The sequence below is a fragment of the Neisseria sp. P0009.S007 genome, from assembly GCF_051962515.1.
The window spans coordinates 1-1192 of the sequence record NZ_JBQCVF010000419.1 but is presented as its reverse complement, the minus strand read 5'-3'; the positions used below and the strand labels follow the sequence as shown (position 1 = coordinate 1192).

The 1192-nt window shown below is 37.0% G+C and carries 1 protein-coding gene; it reads left to right on the top strand.

Annotation, left to right across the window (positions count from 1 at the left end):
• Positions 1-122: 122 nt before the first annotated feature.
• Positions 123-1192, top strand: a 1070-nt coding sequence (locus ACTHS3_RS13755) for an IgG-binding virulence factor TspB family protein (protein ID WP_440368222.1), incomplete at its 3' end; no start/stop codon positions are given.

Here is a 1192-nt window from a genome sequence, read left to right as displayed (position 1 = left end):
CTTTTATTTAATGAATACAACTCCAAAAAAACCAAGCCCTAAAGATCCTGATATGGTTAAGTTTATGTCTGATTTAAATGAATCCATAGAGAATAAGAAAATAGAGAAAATAAAAGTTAAAAATGAATAAATTTATCATTCCGTTATTAGTTTTATTTACTTCTAGCTTTGCTATTGCTGGCGAAATTCAAGTTAATAATTCAAAGAATATTACTTATACAAAACAACATACTGAACATTGGGATAAAAAACCGTGGGCGCGTTCTGTATCTGATAATTCGTATAGAAAATTCCAAACCGAGGCAATGAAGGCTAGATATGAAGGCTATTTGTCAAAACAAACTGTAAGTGCAACTGTTGAAGCCCAAGTATCCCGAAAAGCCGTTCTTTCAGGCGCATTTAAACTTGTAAAAAGTGGCGCAGCTTTAGGTTCTCGTTTAAGCGGTTGGGGTACAGCTGCTTATTTTGCTTACGAAGCTTATCAAGCTGTTAAATCTGATCTTGAATCTGAAGGTTATAAGTATGATGAAAGTTCTAAAGAATTTTTAAAAGCTTACGCGGATGCATTATGTCAAGATGACCCTGTTATCCAATCCTGTATAGGAGTTGACTCATCTGTTGTTCGTGCTTTGTCTTTAGGCGGTAAAAGTGCTCAGGAAGCTCAGCAACTTCTTATTATGCAGGCTGAAAAAGATTTCAAAAATGTTTTCCCAAAAATAAAAGAAAAAAGATATCCAAACGCGCATTTTCAATTTTGTTTTTGGTCTGAAGGTGTTTCTTGTCAGATCAGTACTGGTACAAGATTTTTTTATGCTCCACAAAAAGGGCTGCATAGAGAATTTCTTGATGAAGAAAAATTCCTTCAAATCGCTACCCCATCAATTGACCGTAATCCTACCCCATTTATCGAAGGCTCAGACAGACCAGGTTATAAAGAAAAAGTATTAGTCCCTGCCGGTACAGTTGTAACCATTGGCCCTATTACTCCCGAAAACGGCAAACCGGTTCAAATTACCATTACTTTCGGTCAAGATTCAAATGGCAACTTAACTGCAAAAGTTGAAACAACGCAGCGTCCTGATCTTGATCCGGGTAGCCCAGAAGCACCTAAATCTAAACCTGACGGTAATCCTGATGGAAAACCTGACGGTAATCCCGATGGAAAGCCGGATAAAAAACCTGATGATAAACC